The organism is Exiguobacterium sp. NPDC077395 (assembly GCF_050269125.1).
GTDB lineage: Bacteria > Bacillota > Bacilli > Exiguobacteriales > Exiguobacteriaceae > Exiguobacterium > Exiguobacterium aestuarii_A.
The window spans coordinates 1,129,731-1,151,354 of record NZ_JBNNHU010000001.1; the positions used below are offsets into that span (position 1 = coordinate 1,129,731).

Annotated in this window: 21 protein-coding genes; 14 read left to right on the plus strand and 7 right to left on the minus strand. The window is 46.8% G+C overall.

Annotation, left to right across the window (positions count from 1 at the left end):
- Nucleotides 1–59: 59 nt before the first annotated feature.
- Nucleotides 60–242 (minus strand): aspartyl-phosphate phosphatase Spo0E family protein, encoded by a 183-nt coding sequence (locus ACQKD4_RS05800; RefSeq protein WP_074033196.1) that lies wholly within the window; start codon nt 240–242, stop codon nt 60–62.
- Nucleotides 243–430: 188 nt separating this feature from the next.
- Here ACQKD4_RS05800 and ACQKD4_RS05805 point away from each other — a divergent pair, with 188 nt between their 5' ends.
- Nucleotides 431–1,129, plus strand: a complete 699-nt coding sequence (locus ACQKD4_RS05805; protein ID WP_012726450.1) for a cytochrome c biogenesis CcdA family protein — start codon at nt 431–433, stop codon at nt 1,127–1,129.
- Nucleotides 1,130–1,148: 19 nt separating this feature from the next.
- Nucleotides 1,149–1,601 (plus strand): CcdC family protein, encoded by a 453-nt coding sequence (locus ACQKD4_RS05810; protein WP_074033875.1) that lies wholly within the window; start codon nt 1,149–1,151, stop codon nt 1,599–1,601.
- A gap of 34 nt (nt 1,602–1,635) precedes the next feature.
- Here ACQKD4_RS05810 and ACQKD4_RS05815 read toward each other — a convergent pair whose 3' ends face one another.
- The 3 genes from ACQKD4_RS05815 to ACQKD4_RS05825 all read right to left on the minus strand — a co-directional run bounded on the left by ACQKD4_RS05815 (nt 1,636) and on the right by ACQKD4_RS05825 (nt 4,209).
- The gene (locus ACQKD4_RS05815; RefSeq protein WP_271304696.1) at nt 1,636–3,195 is read right to left on the minus strand and encodes a solute symporter family protein; all 1,560 of its coding nucleotides are present in this window, start codon (nt 3,193–3,195) and stop codon (nt 1,636–1,638) included.
- A complete protein-coding gene (locus tag ACQKD4_RS05820) occupies nt 3,192–3,521 on the minus strand; it encodes a DUF485 domain-containing protein (RefSeq protein WP_339962699.1) in 330 nt (109 codons plus the stop codon). The genes ACQKD4_RS05815 and ACQKD4_RS05820 overlap by 4 nt, the downstream gene beginning before the upstream one ends.
- A gap of 256 nt (nt 3,522–3,777) precedes the next feature.
- On the minus strand, nt 3,778–4,209 hold the full coding sequence (locus ACQKD4_RS05825) for a DUF2621 domain-containing protein (RefSeq protein WP_074033193.1): 432 nt from the start codon (nt 4,207–4,209) through the stop codon (nt 3,778–3,780).
- Nucleotides 4,210–4,387: 178 nt separating this feature from the next.
- Between ACQKD4_RS05825 and ACQKD4_RS05830 the strand changes: the two genes are divergently transcribed.
- The 12 genes from ACQKD4_RS05830 (at nt 4,388) to ACQKD4_RS05885 (ending at nt 18,653) form a co-directional block, all read left to right on the plus strand.
- Complete coding sequence (locus ACQKD4_RS05830) at nt 4,388–5,986, plus strand: peptide chain release factor 3 (RefSeq protein WP_427372719.1); 1,599 nt, start codon at nt 4,388–4,390, stop codon at nt 5,984–5,986.
- Between the two features lie 194 nt (nt 5,987–6,180).
- Nucleotides 6,181–8,895 carry an aconitate hydratase AcnA gene (gene acnA, locus ACQKD4_RS05835; RefSeq protein WP_427372720.1) on the plus strand — a complete coding sequence of 905 codons (2,715 nt, stop codon included), beginning with the start codon at nt 6,181–6,183 and terminating at the stop codon, nt 8,893–8,895.
- A 115-nt stretch (nt 8,896–9,010) separates the two neighbouring features.
- The gene (locus ACQKD4_RS05840) at nt 9,011–9,505 is read left to right on the plus strand and encodes a DUF3939 domain-containing protein (protein WP_427372721.1); all 495 of its coding nucleotides are present in this window, start codon (nt 9,011–9,013) and stop codon (nt 9,503–9,505) included.
- 124 nt (nt 9,506–9,629) lie between these two features.
- Nucleotides 9,630–11,195 (plus strand): BCCT family transporter, encoded by a 1,566-nt coding sequence (locus ACQKD4_RS05845; protein ID WP_427372722.1) that lies wholly within the window; start codon nt 9,630–9,632, stop codon nt 11,193–11,195.
- A 102-nt stretch (nt 11,196–11,297) separates the two neighbouring features.
- Entirely contained in the window at nt 11,298–11,975 is a 678-nt protein-coding gene (locus tag ACQKD4_RS05850; protein ID WP_427372723.1) for a hypothetical protein, read from the plus strand.
- 56 nt (nt 11,976–12,031) lie between these two features.
- Complete coding sequence (locus ACQKD4_RS05855; protein WP_427372724.1) at nt 12,032–14,290, plus strand: AAA family ATPase; 2,259 nt, start codon at nt 12,032–12,034, stop codon at nt 14,288–14,290.
- Nucleotides 14,291–14,321: 31 nt separating this feature from the next.
- Nucleotides 14,322–14,738 (plus strand): acyl-CoA thioesterase, encoded by a 417-nt coding sequence (locus ACQKD4_RS05860; protein WP_074033186.1) that lies wholly within the window; start codon nt 14,322–14,324, stop codon nt 14,736–14,738.
- Nucleotides 14,739–14,816: 78 nt separating this feature from the next.
- A complete protein-coding gene (locus ACQKD4_RS05865; protein WP_274664342.1) occupies nt 14,817–15,692 on the plus strand; it encodes a M15 family metallopeptidase in 876 nt (291 codons plus the stop codon).
- 11 nt (nt 15,693–15,703) lie between these two features.
- The gene (gene plsY / locus ACQKD4_RS05870) at nt 15,704–16,324 is read left to right on the plus strand and encodes a glycerol-3-phosphate 1-O-acyltransferase PlsY (protein ID WP_074033184.1); all 621 of its coding nucleotides are present in this window, start codon (nt 15,704–15,706) and stop codon (nt 16,322–16,324) included.
- A gap of 174 nt (nt 16,325–16,498) precedes the next feature.
- Entirely contained in the window at nt 16,499–17,269 is a 771-nt protein-coding gene (locus ACQKD4_RS05875; RefSeq protein WP_074033183.1) for a DeoR/GlpR family DNA-binding transcription regulator, read from the plus strand.
- A 13-nt stretch (nt 17,270–17,282) separates the two neighbouring features.
- Complete coding sequence (locus tag ACQKD4_RS05880) at nt 17,283–17,936, plus strand: copper homeostasis protein CutC (protein ID WP_427372725.1); 654 nt, start codon at nt 17,283–17,285, stop codon at nt 17,934–17,936.
- A gap of 72 nt (nt 17,937–18,008) precedes the next feature.
- Nucleotides 18,009–18,653: a DUF975 family protein gene (locus ACQKD4_RS05885; protein ID WP_427372726.1), complete on the plus strand. Its 645-nt coding sequence runs from the start codon at nt 18,009–18,011 to the stop codon at nt 18,651–18,653.
- Between the two features lie 19 nt (nt 18,654–18,672).
- Here ACQKD4_RS05885 and ACQKD4_RS05890 read toward each other — a convergent pair whose 3' ends face one another.
- Genes ACQKD4_RS05890 through ACQKD4_RS05900 form a run of 3 tightly spaced genes read right to left on the minus strand, consistent with a single transcriptional unit; the run spans nt 18,673 to nt 21,545 of the window.
- The gene (locus ACQKD4_RS05890) at nt 18,673–18,900 is read right to left on the minus strand and encodes a hypothetical protein (protein WP_074033180.1); all 228 of its coding nucleotides are present in this window, start codon (nt 18,898–18,900) and stop codon (nt 18,673–18,675) included.
- Nucleotides 18,901–18,945: 45 nt separating this feature from the next.
- Nucleotides 18,946–19,818: an NAD(P)-dependent oxidoreductase gene (locus ACQKD4_RS05895; protein ID WP_427372727.1), complete on the minus strand. Its 873-nt coding sequence runs from the start codon at nt 19,816–19,818 to the stop codon at nt 18,946–18,948.
- A complete protein-coding gene (locus ACQKD4_RS05900) occupies nt 19,815–21,545 on the minus strand; it encodes an ABC transporter ATP-binding protein (RefSeq protein WP_427372728.1) in 1,731 nt (576 codons plus the stop codon). Before ACQKD4_RS05900 ends, ACQKD4_RS05895 begins: the two co-directional genes overlap by 4 nt.
- Between the last annotated feature and the right edge of the window lie 79 nt (nt 21,546–21,624).

Sequence of the window (21,624 nt, forward strand, 5' to 3'; positions counted from 1 at the left end):
TGGGGTGTCCTTTTTCCATGGAAAAAAAGCTCGCCACGGAGAGTGACGAGCCATCAAGGTCAATTCGAATGCTGATCTTTTTTATGCTTTGAGAGGACATGACGAGTAATGAGAGAGTCAAGTTCTTGACTGACCAGAATGACTTCTGGTGAGGTCCAAGTGTGCTTTGACGCGATTTTATACAGTTCATCACGTTTCTGTTCAATGGCCTGGTGTAGTGTATCTGCTGCGGTGACTGCCACGTTCGTTCCCCCATCATGTAAATTAGAATTTTGCGAACTAGAATATCCAAATCTTAGCACCTACGTTTACAGATGACAAGTTTCATTTCCATTTCAAAAATTACAAAATGATGTTTCGTTCTGAAAGAAAAGATTCGAGCAATTTAAATAGGTTTTCGCTATAATGGTCGTGAAAGGTGGAAATCGTCATGGAAGTCACATTATGGCTCGCATTTGGGGCGGGCGTCTTATCGTTTTTGTCACCATGTACGCTCCCGTTATATCCAGTGTTTCTCTCGTATATTACAGGGGTTTCCGTATCTGAATTAAAAAATGAAGGACTGAAACAGCGTACAGCTTGGTTCCACACGTTTTCGTTCTTGTTCGGCTTTTCGATTGTCTTTCTTGTGCTTGGATTATCGACTTCGTTAATTGCAGACGTCTTCATCCAGTATAAAGATAGTTTGCGGATGTTCGGCGCCATTTTAATTTTCGTGTTCGGCGTCTTTTTGGCCGGTCTATGGCAACCGCAATTTATGATGCGCGAAAAGAAGATGGACATTGGCGAGCGAAAGAGCGGCTATTTTGGAACCGTATTAATCGGAATTGGTTTTGCTGCGGGATGGACGCCGTGTACGGGTCCGATTTTAGCAGGTGTGATTGCACTTGCGGCAACCAATCCGAGCCAAGGTCTCGGTTACATGTTGGCGTATGTCATCGGTTTCGCGATTCCATTCTTAGTGATGGTCGCGTTTGTAGGCAAGATCAAGTACTTAGCACGTAACAGTGCAAAAGTTGCAAAAGTCGGCGGCTATCTGATGATGGCATTCGGTGTATTATTATATTTTGACGGGATGAACCGCTTCGCTGCTTGGATGAGCGAACTTGTCGGATTCACCGGATTTTAAGGGGTTGACCGAGATGTCAATGTTATGGGGGTCGACTCTCGTTGCGTTATTGATGGGTATCGTGGCGAGTTTCGTGCGTGTGAAAGCATCAGCGAAACCGACGAATGCAAAAAAAATCTTAATTCCACCACTTGCGATGACGACTGGGATGATTCAGTTCTTGATTCCCGCATTTCGTTTATCGTGGGTCGAAGTACTTGAGGCGTTAGCGGTCGGGCTAATTTTTAGTCTGTTCCTCATCAAAACGTCAAACTTCGAAAAACGGGACGGAGAAGTGTACTTGTCACGCTCAAAAGCATTTTTTATCGTCGTGTTCGCGCTACTTGCGATTCGTACGGCGATGAAAGTTTGGGTCGGGCATGAAGTCGATATCTTCTCGACAGGTGGATTGTTCTACTTGATTGCCTGGGGGATGATCGTCCCATGGCGAATCGCAATGTATCAAAAGTATAAACGAATTGCGATCACGTAAAAAATGGAGTGGCTCATGGCCGCTCCATTTTTGTTTACGATTCTTTTGTGACAGCCACTTCCGTCTCCGAATCGATTCCCGTGTTTGCTTTGACGAGAATCCGTTCGTAGTTTCCGGCGGCTTCGTCGGACTTCGTGACGAGCGTACCAATGATAGCTGCAAGGAAACCGAGTGGAATCGAGACGATGCCTGGGTTCGAGAGTGGGAAGAGCGCTTCTCCAATGAAAATGGCTGAGCCGTCCGGTGCCCATAGGTTTGGACTGAGTGCGACCAGGATTAAAGAAGAGAACAAACCGACGACCATCCCCCAGATTGCACCACCTGTGTTAAAACGTCTCCAGAAAATCGTGAAGAGAATGACTGGTAAGTTCGCACTTGCCGCAACAGCAAAGGCGAGTGACACGAGAAACGCCACGTTCATCGATTGAGCAAAGAAGGCAAGTCCCATCGAGACGAGGGCGACTGCCACAGAAGCGATCCGGGCGGCTTTTACTTGTTCTTTCTCTGTCGCTTCCCCTTTCCGGATAATGTGACCATAGAAGTCGTGAGCGAAAGCAGAAGCGGCTGACAAGACGAGACCGGCGACGACCGCTAGAATGGTCGCGAATGCGATGGCTGCCACGAAGGCGAACAAAAGGTCGCCACCGAGTACTTGCGCAAGGAGAGGAGCCGCCATGTTACCTGCAGGGTTCGCGGCGAGAATGGCGTCTCGTCCGACAAAAGCTGCTGCCCCGAAACCTAAGAAGATTGTCAAAATGTAGAACGCTCCAATGATCCACGTCGCATATACGACCGACTGTCTTGCCGTCGGTGCATCTTTGACGGTAAAGAATCGAATCAAGATGTGTGGAAGACCAGCTGTACCGAGTACGAGTGCCATATTTAACGAAATCGTATCGAGCGGGAGCTTGAACTTGTTGCCTGGGTTCAAGAAGTCACTACCGAGCGGTGTGGCTTTGCTCACTTCATTGAACATCGTCATGATTGAGAAGTCGAATCGTGCAAAGACGAGAAATGAGATGATGGCTGTCCCAATCATCAATAAGACGGCTTTTGTGATCTGTACCCATGAAGTCGCCGTCATCCCACCGAATACGACGTAAACCGTCATCAATATCCCGACGACAACGACACTTGTCGTATACGGGATGCCGAGCAATAGTTCAATCAATGCACCGGCCCCAACAAGCTGGGCAATCATATAAAAAATAGAGATGACGATGGCATTCATCGCAGCGACACCACGCACGCGTGGCTTATTGAAGCGAGCGGCAATCATGTCGGCCATCGTATACTTCCCAAGATTGCGGAGTGGCTCCGCGACGAGATAGAGGACAACGAGATAGGCAACGAGGAAGCCGATGGAATAGAAAAAGCCATCAAATCCAGCGAGTGCGATCATGCCTGCAATCCCTAAGAAAGAAGCGGCAGACATATAGTCCCCTGCAATTGCGAGACCGTTTTGGAAACCAGTCAATCCACCATCCGCCGTGTAGAAATCACTGGCGGTTTTCGTTTTTCTAGCGGCGAAATATGTAATGACAAGGGTGAGACCGACAATGGCGGTAAAGAGGGCAATTGCTGTCCAGTTCATGATTTCACCTCTTCCTTCAGTTGTCTCACGAGTGCATCAAAGCGCCGGGCACGACGACTATAGAGCACGCACAGTGTCCACGTCATAATAAACTGGGAGAAGGCGAACGCCCAAGCCCAAGTGATGTCACCAACAATTTGTGTATTCAAGATCGTTGTGTAACTTGTCAAAACAGGAAGCGTGAAATAGAAAATAAGTGAGAAGATGATAGCGGGAACGATAAAACGATTTTTTTCACGCATCAGTTGATGGAACGTCTCGTGTTCTGTGATTGACTGAGCGGAATGACTACTGGTCGTTTGGGTAACTTGTGTCACGTCATGCATAAAACCCCTCCTAAGCTGTAAGATAAATCCATTATGCGATGGGAAAATGAGAGGAGTCATGCCTTTTTTTCATGTCGAATTCACTAACATTATTGTAATATTGGTCATACCAATTTATTGTAAGCGTTTTCAATATTGACTAAATATTGAACATTATGTCTATATAATTAAAAACGGAAGAAAAGGTACTTTCGACCCAATAGGCAAAATGCACAATTCGACAAAATAAAAAAACTCTAACCTGGATGGAAAGAGTTTACTGCTGAAAATAGTGTTCGTAAGGTGTCCAGTCGATTTGTTCTTCGGCTAGCGCTTTTTTAAGGAATTTGTGGTCTCGCTTCGGCGTTGCGGCAATATATCCTTTTACAACGAGTTCGGTCGTCATCTTCTTAGCACGAGATTCGAGGGCAAACTGACCGATCTTGCCTGCAATTTTTCGGATGGCGACGTCCCGAAATAGTTCTGGAACCGGTGAAACGAGTCGGTCTAACAGGGTTCGCGTTTCCGGCGTCCATAAGTGACGCGTTCTCTCTATATAATCATCCTCAATGTCTAAAAGGGAACGCCCGTCTTCTTTCGGCATTCGTTTTAAAAACTTACGAAACATGAAGTACCCGCCAATCGTCATGAGTCCGATCATGACGAATCCCCAGAATACAATGAAATACATCATCAAGTTTTCTGGCATCGTTTTTCCCCCGTTCTATACATTCACTTACTGTCATCGTTAGTATACAAAAAAGAATCCATTTGCAAAAGGCGTACGTCTCGTTAGGATAGACGAACTCAATCGATTTCGTTAGAATAGATAGCGTTGCTACGAGAATAAGCATGAAGTGAGTCGAGAAAGGAAAGGTCTATCGTATATGAACCAATTGAAACAAGAAGTCGAGAGACGCCGAATATTCGGGATCATCTCTCACCCGGATGCGGGTAAGACGACATTAACAGAGAAGTTACTTTTGCACGGTGGTGCAATTCGTGAAGCGGGTACCGTCAAAGCGCGTAAAAATTCAAAACACGCAAAATCAGACTGGATGGAAATTGAGAAACAACGTGGAATCTCGGTTACATCGTCTGTCATGCAATTCATCTATCAAGACAAAGTCGTGTCGATCATGGATACACCTGGGCACAACGATTTCGGTGAGGATACGTATCGCGTATTGACATCTGTCGACAGTGCGGTCATGGTCATCGATGCCGCGAAAGGGATCGAGACGCAGACGAAGAAACTATTCCAAGTTTGTCGTATGCGCGGTATTCCAATCTTTACGTTCATGAACAAATTGGACCGTCAGGCCAAAGATCCGCTTGAATTGATGGAAGAACTTGAGGAAGTGCTCGGCATGCCTTCAGTTGCCATCACATGGCCGATCGGCAGTGGGATGCAGTTCGAAGGTGTTTATGACCGGATGAAAAATGAAGTTCATTTGTTCCGCGGAGACAAGTCGACCCTTCAACTAAGTGAGGACGGGGTAAACGACCCGATACTCGCTGACCATCTTTCTGAAGAGAACTTGACGAATCTTCGCGATGAGATCGATTTACTCGACGGAGCAGGAAATGAGATTGATGTGGAAGCAATCCAAAGCGGTAAATTGACGCCCGTATTCTTCGGAACGGCGCTCGTTGACTTTGGTGTGACTGCGTTCTTGAATCATTATTTGGAGATGTCGCCAGCTCCAGAGGCGCGTAAATCGAACGTCGGTCCAATCAATCCGACATCAGAAGATTTCAGTGGGTTCGTCTTTAAGATTCAAGCGAACATGAACCCGGCGCACCGTGACCGCATCGCATTCGTTCGAATCTGTTCAGGTGTGTTCGAGCGTGGAATGGACGTCACACTCACCCGGACCGGCAAGAAAATCAAATTGAGCCAGTCTACGCAGCTCATGGCCAACGATCGTGAGACGGTTGACCAAGCGTTCGCAGGAGATGTCATCGGGATTTATGATTCAGGTACGTATCAAATCGGGGATACAATTACGACATCGAAGCAAAAGATTGCCTTTGAAGCATTGCCGACTTTCCCACCTGAGTTGTTTATGCGAGTATCACCAGTCAACTCGCTCAAGTCAAAACACTTCCACAAAGGTGTAGAGCAACTCGCGCAAGAAGGGGCGATTCAAGTTTATCGCAACGAATACAATGAGATTTATCTCGGTGCGGTCGGTCAACTCCAGTTTGAAGTGTTTGAATATCGTTTGAACAATGAGTATGGCGTAGACATCCGGATGGAACCTGTATCATACAGCGTTGCACGTTGGGTAAAAGATAAAGAATTGAAAGCGTTGAAACCTTTCCAAGACTCACGGAACATGCTTGTCACTGACCGCTGGGAACGTCCGGTCTTCCTGTTCGCGAACGAGTTCACGTATGAGCGGTTCGCTGAACGTCATGCGGACGATTTGACTCTCGTTGAGGCTTTAGATGTCAACGAAGAGATTGGAACAGAAGAATAATGTGCAAACACCTCAGTTTTGAGGTGTTTTTTGTCGTTTATCCCTTTTTCAGTGAATTGATAAGTTTTACTTATGACTAATTTGTGACGGAATGTATTTTACGTCACGCTATACTTGTATTATGATAAATATGTGAAAAGTAAGCGATTACGCATTGTCGTGTGGTCGGCGCTTTCAAAAAGGGGGAAATTGCAATGGAACAGACGAATGTTTTAGACGCGTTCGCATCTCGGACATCGTTCGAGGCGAACGGGCAATCGTATGATTTTTATCGATTGAAAAAGTTAGAAGAAGAAGGGTTAACGAACATCAGCCGTTTACCTTATTCGATTCGCGTACTTCTCGAATCGGTACTCCGTCAACAAGACGGTCGCGCGATTACAAAAGAACATGTCGAGAACTTGGCAAAATGGGGTACTGCCGACGTCTCGAAAGACATTGACGTACCGTTCAAGCCGGCACGCGTTGTACTTCAAGACTTCACGGGTGTACCGACGGTCGTAGACCTTGCTTCACTTCGTAAAGCGATGGCGGACCTCGGTGGAGACCCGAACAAAATCAACCCAGAAATCCCTGTGGACCTCGTCGTTGACCACTCTGTTCAAGTAGATGCGTACGGTTTCGCTGGCGCATTGATGAAAAACATGGACATTGAATTCGAACGTAACGAAGAGCGTTATAAGTTCTTACGTTGGGCTCAGACGGCGTTTGACAACTATCGTGCCGTACCACCTGCAACGGGGATTGTTCACCAAGTAAACTTAGAGTACTTGGCTTCTGTCGTCCTCGAGAAAAACGATGCATCAGGTACTGTGGCTTATCCAGATTCACTCGTCGGAACGGATTCGCACACAACGATGATCAACGGACTCGGTGTTCTTGGATGGGGCGTTGGAGGAATCGAAGCGGAAGCAAGTATGCTCGGTCAACCATCGTACTTCCCAGTGCCAGAAGTCGTCGGTGTAAAAATCATCGGTGAAGTGAACCCAGGTGTAACAGCGACAGACGTGGCACTCGTCGTAACAGAGATGCTCCGTCATGAAAAAGTAGTCGGGAAATTCGTTGAATTCTTCGGACCGTCGCTTCACACGATGCCACTTTCAGACCGTGCAACAATCGCAAACATGGCGCCAGAATATGGCGCGACATGTGGATTCTTCCCAGTCGATACGGAAACATTGAACTACATGCGTACCACTGGTCGCTCTGAAGAGTTGATCTCACTCGTTGAAGAATACTCAAAAGCGAACGATCTCTTCTACACGCCAGACCAAGCTGATCCAACGTTCACGAAAGTATTGACGCTCGACCTGTCAAAAGTTGAACCTTCACTTGCAGGTCCAAAACGTCCACAAGACCGAATCAACCTCTCAGACGTTCAAACATCGTTCATCGATAGCTTGAGCGCTCCAGCAGGGAACAGCGGCTTTGGACTTGACCGTTCTGAACTTGAGAAGAAGGCGACTGTCAACTATGAAGACGGTGCCGTCGACATGAGCACAGGAGATGTCGCGATTGCTGCCATCACAAGCTGTACGAACACATCAAACCCTTACGTTATGGTCGGTGCTGGACTCGTTGCGAAGAAAGCGGTAGAACGCGGCTTGACTGTTCCAAAATACGTGAAGACATCACTCGCGCCAGGTTCGAAAGTCGTAACGGACTATCTTGACAAAGCTGGCTTGACTTCTTACTTGGATGAACTCGGCTTCAACACAGTAGGTTACGGCTGTACGACATGTATCGGAAACTCGGGTCCACTTGACCGTGAAGTCGAAGAAACAATCACGGAGAACGACTTGCTCGTATCTTCTGTCCTTTCTGGGAACCGTAACTTTGAAGGACGCGTTCACCCGCTCGTGAAGGCGAACTTCTTGGCGTCACCACCACTCGTCGTCGCTTACGCACTCGCAGGATCAGTCAACTTCGACATCATGAACGATTCGTTCGGTACGGACAAAGATGGAAATGAAGTGTACTTCAAAGACATTTGGCCATCAAACGATGAAATCAAGATGGTCGTACAAGAAGTCGTGTCACCAGAAGCGTTCCGTAAAGAATACGAAACGGTCTTCACTGGTAACGAGCGTTGGAACGCGCTAGACGTTCCAGAAGGTAACTTGTATGACTTCTCAGATGAGTCGACATACATCCAAAACCCACCGTTCTTCGAACAACTCGAACCAGAGGCGGGCGAAGTTCATGCATTGAATGGCTTACGCGTCATCGGGAAGTTCGCGGATTCGGTCACGACTGACCACATCTCGCCAGCGGGATCATTCTCGAAGACGACACCAGCTGGTCAATACCTCCTTTCTAAAGGGGTGGAGCCAATTGACTTCAACTCTTACGGTTCCCGCCGTGGTAACCATGAAGTCATGATGCGTGGTACGTTCGCCAACATTCGTATCCGCAACCAAGTCGCACCAGGTACAGAAGGTGGATTCACGACTTACTGGCCAACAGGTGAGATCATGCCGATGTATGATGCTGCAATGAAGTATAAAGAACAAGGTACTGGACTTGTCGTCCTTGCTGGAAACGACTACGGAATGGGGTCGTCTCGTGACTGGGCTGCGAAAGGGACAAACCTCCTTGGCATTCGTGCGGTCATCGCACAAAGTTTCGAGCGGATTCACCGTTCAAACCTTGTTATGATGGGTGTACTTCCACTTCAATTCTTAGAGGGTGAATCAGCAGAGTCACTCGGATTGACTGGTGAGGAGGCAATCGATATCCAAGTCGATGAGTCTGTACGTCCACGCGATATCTTGAACGCAAAAGCGACACATGAAAACGGAACGGTGACAGAATTCAAAGTCATCGCACGTTTCGACTCTGAAGTTGAAATTGATTACTACCGTCACGGTGGAATCTTACAAATGGTTCTCCGTAACAAACTTAAATAATCCACGGCTTATTGAACCTTCCTTTGAAAAAAGGAAGGTTTTTTTCATGAATATGCGATTTTATGGTGAAAGTTTTAAAAGAATCGGGAACAGGAAGACAGGGAGGGGTGTGCTTATGGAGCAAGAAGCGAAGAAGAGTAAGAGTTGGTGGAAGCGGCTGACACAGCAAAAAGAGGTGGAGCCTGATCGAGAAATCGATATCACGTTACCTGAATTGCGACATGCGATTCACGAGTATGAACAGACGTTGCCAAAAGGCGTAAATCGTACCGTCCTACTAGATGACACACAAGAGATTGACACAAAACGATTGAAGCATCATTTGTCCGGAATCCCAAAACAGCGTTTCTATATGTCGAAAGAGACGTTTCATATCGTTTCGGAAGAAGAGCGTGATGTTATCTATGAGATGGACCAAGTACAGCGTGCCCTAGACTTGTATATGGATCAAGAGAAAAAATTGCCACTGCGAAAATTTGAGAATGCACTACAACTAGATTTGACACGTCTTCGAGAGGGAGGTTACTTAAAGACACTGCCCAAAAGACCTTACTACGTGGTGGATGAGACGTTGATTGTCTCGCTTGAACCGAAGGAAACGTCTTCTTGACAAGACACCTATCTATTTTTCAGTAAATGACACATTTCTGGACAGTTGGGGTTGAGACTTGTTTAAAAAGTATGTTAGGGTGGAAAACGTATATGAAAATAGAAAATTAAATAGGAGTGATTTTATGGAACGGAAAAGCCGTGTGACGCCTGTGTTCGTCATTTCTGTAATCATAACTGGCTTATTCACAATTTGGGGATTATTTCCCGAAAGCATTTTAGGAAATGCTAGTCTATTAAATGTAACCAGCACGTTACAAGGCTGGCTCTCAAACGGGATGGGCTGGTTTTACCTGTTAAGTGCGACCGGCTTCTTACTTGTCGCTATCTTTTTAATCTTTTCTCGCTATGGATCGATTCGTCTCGGGAAAGATACGGACCGACCTGAATTCAGTTACTTGTCATGGTTCGCCATGTTGTTCAGTGCCGGAATGGGGATTGGACTCATCTTCTGGGGAGCGGCAGAGCCGCTGCTTCATTTCCATTCACCGCCATTCTCTTCTTTGACACCTGAAGGGGACGCGCGTACTGCGATGCGTTATGCGTTCTTCCACTGGGGCTTCCACCCATGGGCGATTTATGCCATGATCGCACTCGCAATCGCATACTCAACGTTTAGAAAAGGGCGCCCTGCGACGATTGGGGAGACAATCGGTTCGCTCGTCCACAACCGCTACGAACAACCTGTGAAACAAACGGTCGATATTCTCGCGGTCATTGCGACGGCGTTCGGGGTAGCGACTTCACTCGGTTTTGGTGCTCAACAGATTGCCGGTGGCCTTCATTATCTCATCCCTGGGGTACCGAACGCCTTCGTGACACAGTTGATCATCATCGCCGTCGTAACGGTACTTTACATGATCAGTGCTTCAACGGGTCTTGAAAAAGGGATTCGTATTTTGAGTAACACGAATATCTTCTTAGCAATCGTCTTACTCGTTGCGACCATGTTCGCCGGACCGACTGCATTCATCTTCGACTTGTTCACACAAACGGTAGGGACGTACTTGCAACAACTTCCTGGTATGAGTTTCCGTACGGCCGCATTCGAGCCGGTTGAACGTGAGTGGATCAACGGCTGGACGATTTTCTATTGGGCATGGTGGATCTCGTGGTCACCATTCGTCGGAACGTTCATCGCACGCGTATCTAAAGGCCGCACGATTCGTGAATTTATTATCGGGATTTTACTTGTCCCTACATCGTTCGGACTCTTATGGTTCTCCGTCTTCGGTGGCTCAGCTATCTGGGCTGACTTGTTCGGTGGATACGACTTGATTGGACAAGTGAACGAAATCGGTACAGAAGTCGGGCTGTTCGCGTTATTCGAGACGTTTGGTGGTTTTGGGACAGTACTCAGTATTGTCGCAATCTTCCTCATCTCGACATTCTTTATCACGTCTGCCGACTCAGCGACATATGTACTCGGTATGCTCACTTCGAACGGTAAGCTTGTCCCGCCGATGGGTATTAAAATGACATGGGGTGTGATCCAATCATCTATCGCTGCCGTGCTTCTATATGCTGGTGGTTTGGATGCCCTGCAAGCTGTTGCGATTCTCGCAGCTTTCCCATTCATCTTCGTTCTTGTCTTTATGATCATCGCCTTGTTCAGAGACTTGGCTGATGAGCCGGATGAACGAGATAAATGGCTTGAATCACAGATGAAAGATGACGATAAACTAGGATAATCTGAAAGGGTCTCGTTCGAGGCCCTTTTTTCAGTTAAAAATATTTTGCTTGTCCTCTTAGCTAGTGTAGGATAGTAAGTGAAGAAACGAGGAGGATAGGCTATGAAACAACAGATAAAAAAACGGTTGAGCTGGGTCATTTTGGCCGGCATCCTCATTGTCGGGGCATTACTCGCTTATAATTTTTACTTACTCATGAATCTAAATGGTGAAGAGGGAGAACAGGTTGAACCGTTCTACTCAAATGTCGTGATTGGGTATCAAGAGCGTAAACTTCCGAAAGAAGGGGAAACACTCGAAGAACGAGAGTACCTTGTCACGTATGATGAAGACGGACATTTTGTCTCAGAAGTCGTCATGGGACCAAACGTGGGTGCAAAAGCAGAGTGGGACGGAGAAACGTATTTGGAGTTTAATCCGGACGGAGAAGAGGTTCTTCGACAAGAGACCAATTCCGGAGCAGTCGCACCGCATCCATTCCTATCCCGCGCCACGAATGAACAGATTCGTAAATGGCTAGACGATGGCACACTCGGGTCAAGTGAGGGCGAGACAGATTTAGTCGGTCGAACAGCGCAAGCTTATGTGAAGTCTGAAGCGGCTGAAACGGTTCCTGAAGAATGGGTTCAAAACTATCCATCTATTTTTAGTGAAGAAGATAATAAAGAGACAGTCACATATTATGTCGATGCGAATGAACGGATTTTGCTTGCGGCAGAATCGCGGAATAACGGAAAGTTGTTCCATTCGATTCGAATGACATCTTTTGAATCAAGATAATCCGATGGGGAGCAGACAACATGTCGGCTCCCTTGTCGTCTGAAAGGGAGAACAGAATGAAACAAATTCAAGTTGAACAAGTTCAAACGGATTTGACGAACTGGGAAGCTGGAGAAAAGATTAATGAGGCGGCGCTTTTATCTTATGCGCACTGGTCACGTGCGACTGGGCATGAAGAAGAATTGATTCGTTCATTGACATTGCTCGCTACACATCGACTCGAGCAGAAGGAGTCGATGGACCCTTTATTGAACCGTTGGGTGAAAGAATTAGAGTCGATGAATGCGTTACCGCCTGAATTACGTCTGTTTCAATTGAACGAGCAGTTGCGTCGTTCAAAGCAAGCGCTTCAAATTGATTGGCCGACACTTCGCGAAGCGGATTACGCATCGATGAAGGTACAAATTTTGACTGAATATGAGTCAAAAACATCTGCACTACTTGACCAACTCGACCGACTTCACGATGAAGTGGAGGCGGCCAAATCTGATTTGCGGGACTCAGAATGGCGGGGGCAACTCGAGAAGATTTTCGAGGCAATCATCGAGGCGATGCAGGAAGTCGCATCGTTAGAGGATGATACGGCATCTTTACTCGCATCGATGCAAGGGAACTACTTCAGTCGAGAAGCGTTTCGTCGCTTCGGTGAACGCGTTGTGCTCGTCAAAGAGCGACTCGATGCAATCTGTCAGCTGTTACCGGAACGTAAAACGGAGACACGCTCAAGCGCCATCGAATCACTTGAGGAAATGATTGGTCTAGATGACATCAAAGACCGTGTGAAAGCATGGTATCGCTTCCTGCTCTTCCAGAAAGAACGAGAGAAAGCAGGGTTTTCATCGAAGCATCAACCCTCTCTTCATCTTGTGTTTACGGGTAATCCAGGTACCGGGAAAACGACGCTTGCTCGACTCATGGCAGAGATTTATTTTGAACTCGGCCTGCTCAGTCGACCGGACCTCGTCGAAGCGGATCGCTCAAGCCTAGTCGGCGCATATGTCGGACAAACGGAAGAACAAGTGATGAATAAAGTCAAAGAAGCAGAAGGTGGCGTCCTGTTCATCGATGAGGCATATGCACTAAAACGTCAAGATGCAAGCGGAAGTGACTATGGGCAAGCTGCAATCGACACGCTCGTCGCAGCGATGACGAGCGGCGAATATGCCGGGAAGTTTGTCGTCATCCTGGCTGGTTATCCAGAAGAGATGCGTCATTTCCTACTTGCGAACCCTGGTTTACGCTCACGATTCCCAGAATCGAATCATTACGAGTTGCCAAACTATCAGGATGAGGAATTAGTCGCTATCGGTGAAAAAGTGGCACAGGAAAATAATTATGTGTTGACGGAGGAAGCAAAACGGTCACTTCTGACACGGATCGACCGTGAACGTGTCGATTCGACCTTCGGGAATGCGCGAACGGTTCATAACATCTTACTCGATGCGATGTTTAAAAAAGGATCTCGTTTCGGTGCAGATGCCCCTCTAGACGAGATGGCGCTTTTGACCGAAGAAGACTTTGATCAACCCGAAGAAGATGCGAGTCCAACATCGTTGGACGACCTTGTCGGTATGGAAGATGCCAAAGCTCAATTGGCAGAGATTGAAGCACTCGTGAACATCCAAAAGAGACGAAAAGCGCTCGGTCTGAAGACGGCACCCGTCCAACTTCATATGACACTCACGGGGAATAGTGGAACGGGTAAGACCACTTTTGCATATCTGTATGCTCAAATGTTGAAGCGTACAGGCTATTTGAAGCGTGGACACGTCAACGTTGTCAGTCGAGCGGATTTGGTCAGTGGCTATGTGGGACAGACCGCACAAAAAACGAAGGCGGCGATTCGTGATGCACTCGGTGGCGTATTACTCATTGACGAGGCATACAGCCTGAATGGAGGAGCGAATGACTACGGTCGAGAGGCAATCGATACACTTGTCGATGAAATGCCGAAACATGGCGAAAACCTTGTTGTCGTCCTTGCGGGGTATGAAGGTCCGATGAGACGGTTGATTGAATCGAATCCTGGACTAAGCAGTCGCATGAAACGCACGATTCATTTTGAAGATTATTCGCAAGAACAACTAGTTGATATTGCTGTGAACTATGCGAACCAATTCGGATACGAGCTGGACGAACAAGCGATTGAAGCATTATCGATTCGATTGAGTGAAATCAAACACGCGAATGCACGGACGGCTTTGTCTGTGATCGATGAGTCAATCGCTCGTCAATCGTACCGACTCATGTCGGAGGAAGAGAACGAGACATCACTCCAACAATTATTAGTAGTAGATATTAAGAGTAAACTATAATACACTAGTAGCAGGAAAGAAGGATGATTCAATGCATACGATTCAAATTCCAGTTAGATATCAAGAAACGGACATGATGGGAATCGTCTATCATGCCAACTATTTAGTATACCTAGAGATTGCTCGCACCGAACTGTTACGTCAGCTCGGTGTCGAATACAAAGACATGGAAGAAGCAGGTTTCGTTTCGCCGGTGACGAACGTATCGATGGATTACAAGCGAAGCGTAACGTTTGGCGATACGGTTCATGTGCGCGTATGGGTCGACCAATATTCAAAGATCAGAACGATTTATGGGTATGAGTTGACGAACCAAGATGGTGAGCTCGTGGGAACAGCCAAGACGACTCATGTTGTGGTCAAACGAGGAGATTTCAAACCGATTCGTCTTGATCGAGAGTTCCCGAAATGGCATGATATGTACATGAACGTCATGAATCCTGTCTAAGAATCTTCTGTCTTCGTACCGTCAGTATGGTATCATATCTTGACGGTACTTTTTGTTATCTAGAAAGGGGAAAATCGCATGCGTTATCCATCAGTCTTGATGGTTTGCGGCGCCTTGACGTTCATGTTAGCCGGTTGTACGACAAACGAGCAAGTTGAACCGAAAGAACCAACGACACAGTCATCAACAATAGATGAACCACAATCAGAACCAAACGAACCGACCTCGGATCAAGAAGTGGAAACCGAGTCACCGACAGACGAAGAAACAACGGAGTCTGAACCGGAAGTCGAAGAACAACCAGCTGAGCCGACACCGCCAGCAGCTGAAGAACCGACTACACCTGTCCAACCGATTGAAGTCGATGGTGTCGCAAACTTAGAATTAGAAGAATTAATTCTCGTAAATAAGCAAATTGCATTGCCGGCTAATTATCAGCCGAGCGACTTAGTTGAGGCAAATATCGATTTTGTCGATTCAGCGGTCGGTGAGCGTCGGATGATGCGAAAAGAGGCGGCACGTGCAATCGAAGAATTGATGAGTGAAGCAAAAGCGTCTGGTATCGATTTGAAAGGGACGAGTGCGTTTCGTTCATACGGTTATCAGGTGACGCTATTTAATGCTTACGTTGAGCGGGATGGTAAGGAACAAGCGATGAAATATTCTGCTCCACCCGGACACTCTGAACATCAGACGGGTCTTGCAATCGACGTTTCGAGTGCTTCAGTCAATTATCAACTCACACAAAGCCTTGGTGAAACGGTTGAAGGGAAATGGCTCGCAGAACATGCTCACGAGTATGGCTTTATCATTCGCTATCAAAAAGCGTTTGAAAAAGAAACTGGCTATATGTATGAACCGTGGCACTTACGTTATATCGGTACTGAACATGCAAAAGCGGTACACACATTGAATCAGCCATATGACCGATACATTGAGGAATATATGAAGTAAGGGGAATTGCGATGCCATATGTGACAGAAATCATGATTATCATTTTAAGTTATTTACTCGGTGCGATTCCGTTTGCGCTCATCATCGGCAAGCTCGGCTATCGTGTAGACGTTCGCGAACATGGGAGTGGCAACTTAGGTACAACGAATACGTTTCGAGTTCTCGGGAAAAAAGCGGGGATTCTTGTTTTACTTGGTGACATGGGGAAAGGACTAGTTGCTGCACTACTACCTCTATTATTCGGAAGTGAGATGAGTTTGCTTCTTGCAGGAATTCCGGCAGTCATTGGACATTCTTATCCGATTTTTGCGAAGTTTAAAGGTGGAAAATCGGTCGCGACGAGCGGCGGCGTACTTCTAGCAGCGTTTCCGTGGTTCTTCTTTGTCGTCGTCGGCACGTTTATTGTGACACTTCTCATTTCACGAATGGTATCCCTCTCCTCGATGGCTGCCGCTGCAGTAGGTCTCGTGACGGCAACAACGTACAGTGTATTGACGAAAGATTGGTTACCTCTCATTGTCATCGTTCCACTCGCCTTGTTTATTATCATTAAACATCGTACGAACTGGCAACGAATACGCGCAGGGAAAGAACCAAAAGTGCCACTTTTTCAAAACAAGCATAAATCTTAATTTCTTTCAGGTGCGTCCGATCAAGACGCACCTTTTTTGTGCATTGTTGTTGATTTACATAAAAAAGAAGCGAAATCATGTTGGATTTGCTCGTTCTTTACTTTCAATTTACGTTAAATTTACATGCGTTCGTTACACTAGAAAAGGAAAGATTTTAGTGGAGGAGGCAGGGACGTGTCTTTAATCGGTGAAGAACGTAAACAAAAAATTGTCGAGTGGATCGAACGAGAAGGTAAAGTGAAGACGAGCGAATTGATTGAACGATTGAATGTATCAGGGGAATCGATTCGACGTTATCTAGAAGAACTAGAGAAAGAACATCGGATCAAGCGTGTTTATGGGGGTGCGGTTCTTCATCAGAGCATGTCTTTTCAGCCGATTGTCATTGCCAACATGGATGGCATCCGCCGTATCGCGTATACGGCATTTCAATTGATTCCAGACGATACGTTACTCTATATCGGTCATGGGGTTGCAGCCGAACAAGTAGCATCTCGTATACGAGGACGAAATGTGACGGTGGTCACTCCATCTCTAACGGTCGCCAAAGCGTTGTTTGAACAACGGGCGAAAGGTGTGCTCGGTGGCGAAATCCAGTTGTTAGGTGGTACAATCGATCCGAAACATCTCGTAACGACAGGCGAACAAGTTCTCGCACAACTCCAAACCTATATGTTCGACCTTGCCATCTTATCTGTTGAAGGGGTCGATTCAACCCTTGGTTTGACGTGCGATGCTTTCGGACTCGCTAGTATCACACAATCGGTGATGTCGCAAAGTCGCGAGACATTCTTATTAACCGACCATACCCAGTTGAACCAACAAAAAAGATATCGGGTGTGCGACTTTTCAAAGGTGACGGCAATTATCTCAGATTTTCCGGAACCACAAGAATTTAAAGGCGTCTTAGCCGAACATGGTGTGGACTGGAAGTTCGCGCCGTAAAAGGAGCGATTGTATGAAAGTAGAAGTGATTGTCACAACGTTATCTGAAGCAATCGAGGCGGAGCAACTCGGGGCAGATCGACTCGAGCTGATTGCAGATATGGAAAATGGCGGGATCACACCAAGTTTCGGGATGATTCGGAACGTGATCGAGCACGTATCCATCCCGGTACATGTTATGATTCGACCTCATACACGTTCGTTCCATTTCAACGAAGATGATGTGGAGACGATGCTTGCAGACATTGGTCTGTGCCGTGAACTCGGGGTGAATGGAATCGTCTTTGGTGCATTGACAAAAGACGGTGCAATCGATGAGCGGATTTTAGGAGAAGTCATCAAACATAAAGGTGAGATGGCACTAACGTTCCATCGTGCCTTCGACGCGTCGCGTGATGTATATGAATCGCTGGATGTCTTAAATGATTTCCCGGAAATCGATATCTTATTGACATCAGGTGGTGCGAACACTGCGTTAGAAGGTATCGAAACATTGATCCGACTGAACGAGCAAGCAGAGATGACTATATTGCCTGGAGCCGGTATCACGACAGAAACTTTGCCATCCTTACAGGAACGACTCAACGTCGACATGGTACACGTCGGGAATGGCGTACGAACAAACGGACAGTTGGATGGGGCTAAATTTAAACAACTTCGTGGATGAGTCAAAGCGGAAAACAGTCGAAAGACTGTTTTTTTGCTATAATGAAAGAAAATACAAAGTGTAGGTGAACTCATGCAATCTTCCGTTTACAAACAATATGCGCTTCGAATGCTCTCAGGAAAATGGGGCATATCATTACTCGTCGTTTTGACCGTCATGGTCATTCAGGCGATGATCACGACACGTCTAGACCTATCAACGAATGACTCTGAAGTTCTCATGACTTCTGTGGCACTATTGTATGGGGCGACAGTCCTTCTCGCTCCAATCGAGCTCGGGAAGAATTGGGTGTTTCTTCAGGTCGCTAAAGACGAGAAGCCTAAGTTTGGCTTATTGATTGAAGCGTTCGGCTCACTGAAAGACTATTCACGAGCGGTGATTTATTACGCGGTGTTTTATTTAGGACTGAACGTGTTGATGTTATTCCTAATTGTGCCTGGCGTCTGGTTTTATTTGACGTATCGCATCACACCGTTCATCATGCGGGACGAACCAGAACTTTCAGCATTTCAAGCTATGCGTAAAAGTCGTTTGATGATGAAAGGGCATAAACAGACGATGTTAAAGCTATTCGCAAGTTTCATCGGATGGTACGCGCTTGTCCTTCTTACTGGGGGACTTGCTTACATCTTTGTCACGCCCTACTTACAGACGGCCATTTCAGGTCTCTATCTAGAAATGAAGGCGTCGTATCTCGCAAAACAACCGGTCGGATAATCCGACCGGTTGTTTACGTTCAATGCTGATCTGTCTTTTTCGGGTTAGGGGCGTCTTCAAAATCTTGTTTTTCTTGTTCAGACGCATCCGCATGCCACTTTTTCGCTTGTTCAGTAGCAATTGGTATCGCTTTCGTCTCAGAATAGCCTTGTGCGAGCAGTGCGTTCGCAATATCAATGGCTTTCTTTTTTACAAGTGGATCGAAGTTTTTCAGTGATTCTGGATAATCTTTCATGTTCCATGGCACGAAAATCGCCTCCTTCATTCCTACTAATTCCACAAACGGCATGATTCAAACGTCTTGATGAAGGTAATACTCGATAAGCGCTTGTGTCCCGTTCTCCCCGTATCCATTTTCTTCGAGAATCGAATAGAGTCGATGAGCAAGCTCAAGTCCAGGTAATTTCACTTGAAGTTCGTTTGCACTCTCGATGGCGAGTGTCATATCCTTAATAAAATGTTTGATGAAGAAACCTGGAGCATAATCTTCAACAATCATCCGTGGAACCAAGTTTTCAAGCGTCCAGCTACCGGCTGCTCCTCCACGAATCGTGCGGATGAGCGCTTCCGGGTCAAGTCCTGCTCGTTTACTGAACGCTAACATCTCCGCATTCCCCATCATCGTTCCGGCAATGGCTATTTGGTTGGCGAGTTTCGCATATTGTCCGCTCCCGGCATATCCCATCCGTTCAATGGACTGTCCCATTGCTTCGAATAAAGGTTTTGCCTTATTGAAGGCAAATTCTCCGCCTCCGACCAAAATGGAAAGTGTCCCATTTTTTGCACCAATATCTCCACCGGTGACCGGTGCATCGAGCGGAAGAAGACTTCGTTCAATGGCCGTTTCGGCAATTCGTTCAGCAAGTTTTGGTGAAGAGGTTGTCATATCGATCAAGAGCGTACCTGGTTCTGCTGAATCAAGGATATTTCCTTCCCCGAAATAAATCGACTCGACATCTGATGGATAACCGACGATGGTGATGACGGCATCAGCATCTTGACATACCTCTCGGATCGTTTCGCACCATACTACACCTTCTTCTAATAGCGAGGCAGCCTTCTCTTTCGTTCTCGTATAAGCTTTTACGTCAAAACCATGCTTCATCAAATTTCGTACCATGGATTGGCCCATGACCCCGAGACCGATAAACCCGATTGTTTTCATGTAGATTGTCCCCCTAGTAATTGTTGTGAGACGAGACGCTGATAAAGTGCGTTCTCGCTTAATAGTTGCTCGTGTTTCCCAATCCCGCTGATGCGTCCATTTTCTAACACAACGATTTGGTTGGCATGTCTGACAGTCGATAAGCGGTGGGCGATCACGAGTGTGGTTCTCCCGACCATCAGGCGATCGAGCGCTTCCTGGACGACGCGTTCGGATTCTGAATCCAGACTCGACGTCGCTTCGTCGAGTAGTAAAATTTGCGGATTACGTAATAATGCCCTGGCGATCGCAAGACGTTGTCGTTGTCCACCTGACAAGCGAATACCACGTTCTCCAATCTCCGTCTCGAGCTGATTCGGCATCACTTCGATAAATGACCATGCGTTTGCCATTTCACACGCCTCTTTGATTTCCTCATCACTTACTTCACGTTGAAGACCATAGACGATGTTTGTCCGAACAGAACCCGACAAGACGGGAGAGTCTTGAGCGACATAACCGACGATTTGACGCCATGTGTCCCGGCCATATGTTTGAATGTCGCGATTACCGTACCGGATTGATCCTTCCGTTGGTGTGTAAAATTGTTCGACGAGCGAAAAAAGTGTCGTTTTGCCGGCGCCGCTTCGACCGACGATGGCGGTCGTTGCGCCCGGTGAAACGTGAAGAGATAGTCCTTGAAGAACGGGCTCCGTCCCATAATGAAAGGTCACATCCTCGAAAGAGAGGTCAGCCTGCTCGATGGATTCTTGATATGTGCTGTACGGTTCAGGACGGACATCTAATAATTCAGCGATTCGTTCAGTTGCGCCACGAGCTTTTTGTAGTCTCGTCAAAAATTCACTCATGGTGATCAGTGGAGTGATGATTTGGAATACATAGAGCATGAAAGCGAGTAGTTCACCCGTCGATAAGGCCCCTGTCGAGACACGATACGCTCCAAATCCGAGTATGGCAATCAACATCCCCGTCAACGTCACGTTAAGGAGAGGGATGAGGATGGCTTGAATCCGTCCTTCTTTCACACCATAATCGAACAACGTTTCGATTTTCACTTTCCCGGTCCGCACTTCCATTTGTTCTGTCGCCTGCGACTTGACGAGACGGATTTCACCGAGCAGTTCCGCGAAAAATCCGGACAGGTTACCTAGCTCCTGTTGCGTTTCTTTTGCAATGACTCGAAGCTTTCGGCCGAGTGGGATGACGATGACAAGCGTCGTCGGCACTGAAAACAAGATGACGAGTGTCATTTGCCAATCGAGCGTGAACAAGATGGCGACGGCACCGATGACCGAAACAAAAGAGGTCAACAAGCGGACACTTTGCTCGGACAACAGCTGTTGTAGCGTCGTTGTGTCATTGTTCAAGCGGGAGACGAGTTCTCCCGATTTGATCCCATCATAAAAAGGGATGGGCAGTTTGATGAGGTGGTCCCACAATGTCGTCCGAAGATTGGCGACGACACGTTGACCGACAATATGTAGCCAGTAAATCGATAACGCGCTCGTAATGACTTGGACGAGAAAGGCAATGATAAAGTATGCAATCCATTCAGGCGTCAACAGGTCACTACTCCAACGGTCAACGACGCGTTGAAGAATGAGTGGAATCGCTAACGATGCAACGGCTTGAAGGAGCGAAATCAGAATCGCTCCGACAAACAATCCTTTAGGAGGGTTCGCGATTTTAAAAAGTTGGAAAAACGTTTTCCACGTCGATGAATTCATTTTGAACATACCTCCTCTCTCTTTACTTTCGCTGTTTCAAAATCAGGTGTCAAGACGTCGAATCGAACGATTGAGTCAT

Excerpts from the sequence above, each read along its gene's own strand:
- ACQKD4_RS05805 (WP_012726450.1), top strand. The coding sequence starts at position 431 with ATGGAAGTCACATTATGGCTCGCATTTGGGGCGGGCGTCTTATCGTTT.
- ACQKD4_RS05810 (WP_074033875.1), top strand. The coding sequence starts at position 1,149 with ATGTTATGGGGGTCGACTCTCGTTGCGTTATTGATGGGTATCGTGGCG.
- ACQKD4_RS05815 (WP_271304696.1), bottom strand. The coding sequence starts at position 3,195 with ATGAACTGGACAGCAATTGCCCTCTTTACCGCCATTGTCGGTCTCACC.
- ACQKD4_RS05820 (WP_339962699.1), bottom strand. The coding sequence starts at position 3,521 with ATGCATGACGTGACACAAGTTACCCAAACGACCAGTAGTCATTCCGCT.
- ACQKD4_RS05825 (WP_074033193.1), bottom strand. The coding sequence starts at position 4,209 with ATGCCAGAAAACTTGATGATGTATTTCATTGTATTCTGGGGATTCGTC.
- ACQKD4_RS05830 (WP_427372719.1), top strand. The coding sequence starts at position 4,388 with ATGAACCAATTGAAACAAGAAGTCGAGAGACGCCGAATATTCGGGATC.
- acnA (WP_427372720.1), top strand. The coding sequence starts at position 6,181 with ATGGAACAGACGAATGTTTTAGACGCGTTCGCATCTCGGACATCGTTC.
- ACQKD4_RS05840 (WP_427372721.1), top strand. The coding sequence starts at position 9,011 with ATGGAGCAAGAAGCGAAGAAGAGTAAGAGTTGGTGGAAGCGGCTGACA.
- ACQKD4_RS05845 (WP_427372722.1), top strand. The coding sequence starts at position 9,630 with ATGGAACGGAAAAGCCGTGTGACGCCTGTGTTCGTCATTTCTGTAATC.
- ACQKD4_RS05850 (WP_427372723.1), top strand. The coding sequence starts at position 11,298 with ATGAAACAACAGATAAAAAAACGGTTGAGCTGGGTCATTTTGGCCGGC.
- ACQKD4_RS05855 (WP_427372724.1), top strand. The coding sequence starts at position 12,032 with ATGAAACAAATTCAAGTTGAACAAGTTCAAACGGATTTGACGAACTGG.
- ACQKD4_RS05860 (WP_074033186.1), top strand. The coding sequence starts at position 14,322 with ATGCATACGATTCAAATTCCAGTTAGATATCAAGAAACGGACATGATG.
- ACQKD4_RS05865 (WP_274664342.1), top strand. The coding sequence starts at position 14,817 with ATGCGTTATCCATCAGTCTTGATGGTTTGCGGCGCCTTGACGTTCATG.
- plsY (WP_074033184.1), top strand. The coding sequence starts at position 15,704 with ATGCCATATGTGACAGAAATCATGATTATCATTTTAAGTTATTTACTC.
- ACQKD4_RS05880 (WP_427372725.1), top strand. The coding sequence starts at position 17,283 with ATGAAAGTAGAAGTGATTGTCACAACGTTATCTGAAGCAATCGAGGCG.
- ACQKD4_RS05885 (WP_427372726.1), top strand. The coding sequence starts at position 18,009 with ATGCAATCTTCCGTTTACAAACAATATGCGCTTCGAATGCTCTCAGGA.
- ACQKD4_RS05895 (WP_427372727.1), bottom strand. The coding sequence starts at position 19,818 with ATGAAAACAATCGGGTTTATCGGTCTCGGGGTCATGGGCCAATCCATG.
- ACQKD4_RS05900 (WP_427372728.1), bottom strand. The coding sequence starts at position 21,545 with ATGAATTCATCGACGTGGAAAACGTTTTTCCAACTTTTTAAAATCGCG.